Origin of the sequence: Marisediminitalea alba, from assembly GCF_002993365.1 — a bacterium.
Taxonomy (GTDB): Bacteria; Pseudomonadota; Gammaproteobacteria; order Enterobacterales; family Alteromonadaceae; genus Alteromonas; species Alteromonas alba.
In genome coordinates, this window is the sequence record NZ_PVNP01000185.1 from 1 (window position 1) to 7,425 (window position 7,425).

The 7,425-nt window shown below is 43.7% G+C and carries 6 protein-coding genes and 2 pseudogenes; 6 read left to right on the forward strand and 2 right to left on the reverse strand.

Annotated elements, in window-relative coordinates:
* Nucleotides 1–1,352: pseudogene (locus tag C6Y40_RS16285) on the reverse strand (hypothetical protein); the annotation flags it as partial.
* Between the two features lie 107 nt (nt 1,353–1,459).
* On the opposite strand from C6Y40_RS16285, the gene C6Y40_RS16290 reads away from it, so the two are divergent.
* The 3 genes from C6Y40_RS16290 to C6Y40_RS16295 are packed head-to-tail and all read left to right on the forward strand — an operon-like array spanning nt 1,460 to nt 2,380.
* Nucleotides 1,460–1,876 carry a BLUF domain-containing protein gene (locus tag C6Y40_RS16290; RefSeq protein WP_024024473.1) on the forward strand — a complete coding sequence of 139 codons (417 nt, stop codon included), beginning with the start codon at nt 1,460–1,462 and terminating at the stop codon, nt 1,874–1,876.
* A gap of 45 nt (nt 1,877–1,921) precedes the next feature.
* Nucleotides 1,922–2,059: a hypothetical protein gene (locus C6Y40_RS25040; RefSeq protein ID WP_198033587.1), complete on the forward strand. Its 138-nt coding sequence runs from the start codon at nt 1,922–1,924 to the stop codon at nt 2,057–2,059.
* 3 nt (nt 2,060–2,062) lie between these two features.
* Nucleotides 2,063–2,380: a DUF1801 domain-containing protein gene (locus C6Y40_RS16295; protein WP_020745968.1), complete on the forward strand. Its 318-nt coding sequence runs from the start codon at nt 2,063–2,065 to the stop codon at nt 2,378–2,380.
* Nucleotides 2,381–2,402: 22 nt separating this feature from the next.
* On the opposite strand, the gene C6Y40_RS16300 is transcribed toward C6Y40_RS16295, so the two are convergent.
* The gene (locus C6Y40_RS16300) at nt 2,403–5,183 is read right to left on the reverse strand and encodes an AAA family ATPase (RefSeq protein WP_105935481.1); all 2,781 of its coding nucleotides are present in this window, start codon (nt 5,181–5,183) and stop codon (nt 2,403–2,405) included.
* Nucleotides 5,184–5,436: 253 nt separating this feature from the next.
* Here C6Y40_RS16300 and C6Y40_RS16305 point away from each other — a divergent pair, with 253 nt between their 5' ends.
* The 3 genes and pseudogenes from C6Y40_RS16305 to C6Y40_RS16315 all read left to right on the forward strand — a co-directional run.
* Nucleotides 5,437–6,528: a hypothetical protein gene (locus C6Y40_RS16305; RefSeq protein ID WP_105935482.1), complete on the forward strand. Its 1,092-nt coding sequence runs from the start codon at nt 5,437–5,439 to the stop codon at nt 6,526–6,528.
* Nucleotides 6,528–7,283: a hypothetical protein gene (locus C6Y40_RS16310; RefSeq protein ID WP_105935483.1), complete on the forward strand. Its 756-nt coding sequence runs from the start codon at nt 6,528–6,530 to the stop codon at nt 7,281–7,283. Before C6Y40_RS16305 ends, C6Y40_RS16310 begins: the two co-directional genes overlap by 1 nt.
* 22 nt (nt 7,284–7,305) lie before the next feature.
* Nucleotides 7,306–7,425 (forward strand): annotated as a pseudogene (locus C6Y40_RS16315) (IS1595 family transposase); the annotation flags it as partial.

Genomic DNA, 7,425 nt, shown 5'->3' on the forward strand with positions numbered 1-7,425 from the left:
TCCAGCAGCACAGAGAAATCACAAACCTCTTTTTCTCCGGTCTGATTATGAGAAAAAGAGCGTAAGTCGCTAATGATATTTTTAACCCGTTGCAGACCATTAAAAGAATCAGCGACGATTGCTCTGATATCTTCCAAAATAAACGGTATACCCGCCTGCTCCTCAAATTCACTGAGACTTTGTTTGAGATGAGCCGCTTTTTGATCCTGCTGAATGTCTATGGCAGTTAACAGCTCACTCTGCATGGACTGCAACTGAATAATGTTATCCAGATAGCTATCCATTGAGGAGAAGTTGCTGATCACAAATGACAGTGGATTATTAATTTCGTGAGCGATGCCCGCTGCCATACGCCCGATACTGGCGAGCTTTTCGTTGTGTGCCAATGCCTGTTTAGTGGATTTAAGCTCCAGCAGCGTATCCCGCAGACGGGTATATTGTTTCTTCAGGCTCGACTCAGCCTGTTTGCGCTCTAACAACACCGTAAGCTGCTCGGCGGCCTTATTGATAATCGTAATCTGCTTCATGGAAACCCTATCCATCTCCTGTTCGGGGATCAGGTAAAGCAATAAACATACTACCCGTTTATACACCACGATAGGGAAAGCCAGATAACTGCCAATACGAGTTGTTATAAGCTGAGTAACCGGCTCCAGCCCGCCGCTTTCATCGAGCAGGTGAATTTGTGGGTGCTGTTCCTCAATGGCCTGAGCAAGGCTGGCCGGCAGCCCGCCCTCTGATAACAATGCCTGCATAGTTTTTGCCAGATCGTTGCTGGCAGTATCGGAACCGCGCACCCGAAAACGCGATGTGTTTTCCAGGTAAATTTCGAAACTGCAGTGGGCATGGCATAATCTCGCCAGCGCATTTGAGAAGGTTGAAAGCAGCGCCGTGAGCTTTTCGTCGCCTCGTGAAAAGCGTGTGATACACACCAGCAATTCTGTTTCTGCATCGTGCTGACGGTAGGTGTTTTCAATATACTCAAAAGTGGCCAGCTCCCGTTTGAGCACACTGGCATTAAACTTGGCTTTCGCTTCAGACGCCGTTAAACAGGCATTGATTTGGTACTCTTCCAGCCAGACTACTTCGTCCAGTTGCTGAGTGGGGTTATGCATAAGAATGATACGGGTATCCTGGTTAACCAGCCCCTGACGAATATACTGGGCTACCGACTGACAGAGGGAAATATCATCATCGGAGCCTACACAGAGTATAACCAGTGAGGGCTTACAACTGCGCAGTGTCTTTTTAGCGTTTCTCAGGCTGGTTAATTTTTCGCAGTGCATTGTGTTATCCGGCAAAAATGCCGCTAAGTCTGGACTCTGACCAACCAAAAACACTGGATTTTCCATACATTTACCCAACACTACCGTTTCTGAAAACTCTGCTATATTTGAAAGATAGTCGTTGCCTGCAGTTACGCAAACAATTACGCAGTTTAGAAAAAAGGAAAGTAAAAATGAAGTTAGTGAGATTGGTGTACTACAGCCATGCCTCGCGGGAAATGTCACTTAGCGATCTGAAATCCATTCTCGACACCGCCCGCCGTAACAATCAGGCCGAGGGCATTTGCGGTATGCTTTCTTACGAACAACAATATTTTTTGCAGGCGCTGGAAGGCGAACGCAGCGCCGTTAACGAGCTTTACCTGGATATTGCTGATGACCCCCGCCATGACGAAATCACTATTATCAGCTATGAGGAAATCACCGCCCCTATTTTCAAACAGTGGAAAATGGGCTACGCCGGCGGCAGTGCCGAGTTTACTAAATTGCTCAAAGAGATGGGCCAGACTGAGTTCCTGCCGGAAACCATGAGCCCTCGACAGGCATTCCAATTCCTGCAACACCTTGCTGGTAATCAGGACAACCTTTAAGGCATAGTGGTTAAGCAATCTAACCTAAGTTAGCCAGGAGCGACTATGTCCGACGCACAGAGTTACACATCGGTAGACCAGTACATTACCGCCCTACCCGTGGAAAAGCAGCGGGTAATATCACAGTTACGCCAGACAATACTGGATAACCTGCCAGCCAGATTTAGCGAATGCATCAACTAAAACATGATTGGCTATGTGGTGCCCCATCAACTGTTCCCTGCCGGTTATCATTGCAACCCAGAATTGCCATTACCCTTTATGAACCTGGCGGCACAGAAAAGCCATTATGGCTTTTATCATATGGGCATTTATGCAATGCCTGAGCTCGAAAGCTGGTTTCGGGTCCGTTACGCCGAAGCGGTACCTACTAAGCTGGATATGGGTAAAAGTTGTATCCGTTTTAAAAACCCCAAACACATTCCCTACAACTTAATTGGCGAGTTGGTCAGCAAAGTGAGCGTTGATGATTGGATATCGGTTTATCAAAGCCTCAAAAAATAGAACTTGTTCCACTTTTACTGTTCTACTCTATTAACGACTTAAATTGCGCTTCTGATAACACTTCTTCTTCCAGTAAAGCTTGTGCAACCTTGCTTATTTGCTCCCAGTATTGGTCAACTAATTGATCAGTTTTCAGGGTTGCTTCCTCCAGCCACTCTTTGACTAACTTTTCAGTCTGAGATTTGAAGTGAACTTCACGGCTCCATTCATGTAACACAGTGGTGTCTAAGTTGTAACTATCGGGATGCATTCCGTATTTGGCAACAGGATTCCAGGCAGACCACATGGCCTGCCTCAAATCACTGCTGGCACCGGTATCTAATCCTTCATCTCCGAACTGTTTTACCTGGGCCGCTCGACCAGCTAACGCTACACATGTCTGCGAGAACCAAAAAGCTTTCGTGTAATCAATTTCTTGTTCCCTGTTGTAGGCCACCATTCCTAAAGCTTGTTCTCTGGGCACAATACTTATTTGTTCTATAATTCTTTCTGGCATCAGAACTTTTGAGATAACCGCATGACCAGCCTCATGAAAGGCGGTTTCTGCCAGCATTTTTGCGCACTTATCAAGTGTCCGTTTAGCGCCATATTTAAGAATATTAATTTCTTCCAGTAACGTACTTTGACCAATTTTGCCAGTATTCTTACTTAGAGCCTGAAGCACTGTCTCTCGATGCACTTTTTCTAAATCTGCACCACTCATACCAGCTGTTAAAGAAACAATTAAATCAACGTCTATAGCCTCTTCGTAAACATCTAACTGCAAGAACTTTTCTATAAACCAGCGCCGGGCATTTTTATCCAAAAATGGAACATGGACATGAAGATCAAGCCTTCCGGAACGTAATAATGCTTCATCAAGCTTATCCAGCCGATTGGTAGCCGCGACAATAAAAACCGCGCCTTTATTTTTACTAAATCCATCAATCTCAGTCAGCAAACGATTCATTAACGCGTCAGCTCCAGGCCCGGCTTCACCTCGCTTCGGCAATGCATCAATCTCATCTATAAATAATATACAAGGTGCGTATTTCCTAACTCGAATGAACAGCTCCTTTATAAAATTATCAGACAGCAGATCAGTACCTGAACAGGTTGCTATTGGCAGGCCAGCCTCACTGGCGAGTGCTCGCGCCAACATAGTTTTTCCCGTTCCCGGGGGACCAAACAACACCATGCCTTTAGGAGGCTCTACACCAGCATGCTCAAGTTGTTCCCGGTGATTTAAAATTCTGACTGTCTCCAGTAAGCGCTGTTTCACGACGTCATGGCCAGCGATGTCGTCAAAGCCAACATCAGGCATATCCAATATAATACCGCCATCAGCTTCCACATCATCCACATGTAAGAGTAATTCTTGCTTTGGATTGGAGTAAGTTAATATCAGTACCTGTTCGTTCGCACGACATGATGCTTCCATGTACAACACTTCTCCGCGTAACGTTAACGCATCGAAATGCTCAGAAAGTTCATTATTGGCCAGCATGTCTTTTATATCTGCGCCTAATGTAATCTGAACTTGGTCAAAGTCCGATTCAGGATGGGCTCTGATAAAGTCAGTTACTGGATCAACCACTTTTGCAGTGATATTCGATTTGATATCACGCACATCAAAAAACGGCGCAAATGTGAATAATAACAGACGAGTTAAATCACTTTCATAGGGCAGAAAATCGATTTTACTTTTTTGAGTGAAAAAGCTTAATTCGCGATTCAACTGTTTGCCAGATAACAGCATTAACTCGTTAACGCCCAGTGAACGAAACAATATAATACTGCCCTGGGATAGGCGGGAAAGTAGCTCTGGTGGTATCGCTTTTACTTCGTGACTTCGTTCGATTTTAGTTTCGTTTCGCAGGTGCGAGAGCATTGCAGCCCGGGCTTGCACAGGCTGGTCCACTATAGTTTTAAGGTAATCCGGCTTATTATAAACAGTCCCACCAAGATTCGACGTAAAAACAATTATAGTATTGCGGAAATCAATATCTTTTTGAGTGAATTCGTCTGTCAAAAAGCCGGCAGAGAGCATTCGAAGCAAAGATAATAGTACCTGGGTGTGAGCCTTCTCAAACTCATCAAAAACAATGATCGATTTCGGAAATTTCTCAACAAAAGTCGTCAGCTCACCTGGCGCAGAGTCATCATAGGTTTTCTTCGCTCCGACTAAGCCAAAACTCTCGTTAGCATTGGAATATTGAGTCATATCAAATGCACGATACTGATATTCATCCTTCAAATGATGAGCAAAGCGTTCCGCTAAAAACGTTTTTCCCGATGCCGGAGGTCCCGCAAAGAAAAACACTCCCTGAGGCCTGTTTTGCTGTGGCTGCCATACGGCTTTCGACATACTGTCAATCAGGTCTTCAATTGCATGCTCCTGACCGACTACTTCTTCACATAAGGCCTTTTTGAGCTGTTCAAGTTGTTTCAGGCTTTCCCGGTAATCAACAGCCATCTCAGGTAAAACAAATATTTCGGTAACTGATACCCAATCATCATTAGAAGCGGCTGGACGAAGCTCTTGTAAAAAAGAACAAACCTGGTCAGAAAAAGGTAAAACCGGTTTCTCAGCCATATAGCTGAGCAACACGCTACTCAGGTCGTTTTTATAACGATCTGCTATAAACTCTTCGCCAATATCAACCGACTTAAACCTGTTTTGAAGTTCCCCAAACAGGGGGGCCGAATGATCTTTGGCAAAAGGTTTCAGGCATAAAAAAGACGCCGCGACGTGGTCTAAATCAATCTTTTTTTGGCTTTCTTCAAGCGCGATATATTTCGCAAAAAGTAACAGCGTTCTCAAGGTAAACGATCCCTGTAATACATGAACTGAGAGTAGTTATTATAGTGGCATGGCGCCTGTAGATTTAATAGCAATAGTTCTGCAAAAGTCTGGCCCTGGTAGTTAATTCAATTAATTATACTATTGAATTAGTGATACTTTTCTATTTAAATGACAACCTAATGTGGTAGATAAGTTCGTACTTATCGCTATTAATATACCCTTACTTGTAGTCAGTTGACGACGTATTTGTAGTTTTTGAAAGGAGTCACTAATGAGTTCAACACAAGAATACCGCGAGCTTCTTACCCGCATCGCAGACCAAAAAGAAAACTGGTCTGTTACCTCACAGCAGCCATTTATTATCTCTCGTCAAAAAGAAGAAAACACATTACCTATTTCGATCAGAATGTATGGTAATGAGAATAAGGTCCACCTCTTTTACAACCTTTACAGCGAAAGTCCGCTTACAGAGTTAGCACAAAAATTTCTGCGCCTGAAAGATAAAGAACAGATTCAGCAAAAAAATGAAGAAGCCGGTTTGGTCATAATGATAGACGAGGACGGGTTCGCCGTCGTTTATGATGCCTCTGGCGAAGAAAGCGGAAGCTTTGAGCAACAATTCGACGCTATTTTAGATAATGCCGAAGCCGTTTTACTCGGTGTTGTAAAAACGGCACATGAAACTGTCGAGAATGCACCGGAGCAAGCACTGCAGGTCGAAGATTCAACCACCGGAGTCGACGCCCCACAATCAATTGCTGATGCGGTAGAGCAATATCTCGAGGAGAAGGATTATTCCTTCAAACACGATGAAGACAAACAGCGGTTTATCTTTGGTTTTTCCACAGACAGTTACATCAACATTAAGGGAGATGCCAGCCTTCGAATAGTCATAAACTACTCAGATAGCGACCTACTGCGTTTTGAAACCCCGTGGCTTTATGAATTTGATCTGAATAAAACGGAATACAGCTTAATAAGTATGGCAATAGCCTGGTTTCAGTTTGAATATAAGTTTTTGTCCATGTCACTGGATCCAAGAGACGGCGAACTAAAAATATCTATCGATATTCCGCTCGGTAAAGGGACGTTACACACCACACAGATACACCGCCTTGTGACTTTTATTTTGCAATTCACAGAACGTACTTATGATGAATTGTTTTCACTAATGCTGAAGGATAGTGAAGCTGCTGAAGTGAAGCTAAAGGGCCTCATCGATAACTATAAAGCCGAATCTGAGAACCATCAGTGGATTGATTCGATTAAAGACAAACTTGGTGGCATAACAGAAGATCAGAGAAAGGCAATTGAAGAAATTCTGTCCAACGGTGCTGATGATAGAAGCCAAGGTGGTATCTAATGAGCAATACCAATACAAAGGTTAATCCAGCAAGCTGGCTTAGAAGGGTCTTGTTTGGGCCTGTTAGCGAACTAATCATACTGACATTATTTTTCGGTACTTTCACTTTTGCCCTGTTTTGGTTGACTATCAAATTTCAATTACTTCCCACCGAGTTAATGAGACCTGACTTATCGCAAGAAGATACTGGCCTATTTGACGCACTTGGTGGCTGGGCCCTGGGCTTCGCCGGCGCGGTCGTCGCAATTCGGATTGCTGGTATCGCCAAGAATACTCAACTCAATGACTCTATACGGGAACAAATTCGCTTATGGGAAGAACATGTTGAACGTATCTCAGATTTGAACTCCCGACTTACACGCTCTATATCTGATACTAAAAGAGCATGTGCAGCCGTTCTTCTGTATGCGAAAGATCTATATATAACTGAGCAGCGAGCTCACCTAATCAACCCCAAACCTGGGAGAGATGGCAAAGCAGTCAAACCTCATGAAACTCATGATCCTGAGGAGATGCTGCAGGAAAAGCTAGAAGAAAAGTTGGAAAAACTGGTCGAAACGATAGAAGAAGCGTTTAAAGACTCTGTATTTCGTTCCGTGTTACAGTTTTCCGTACAAGCTGACACTAACAGTAGATCGGAGCCTGAAAATACACACGTAAAAAATTACTCGGAGAGTTTTTTTAGCTCTTCAAAAGATAGAGAGGCAGTAAAAAGAAGGCTATGTTCTGCTAAATTGTTGCTATACTGTATATGAATACAGTTATTGAGGGTTGATCATGATCCCAGCACAATTTACAAAGCTTATAGCCGAGTTAGAACACTTAACAGATAGTCAAACCCGTTATGTTGAGAAGCTGCTGAAAGGCACTGATAGCGTCTCACAGTTGATAACAGAG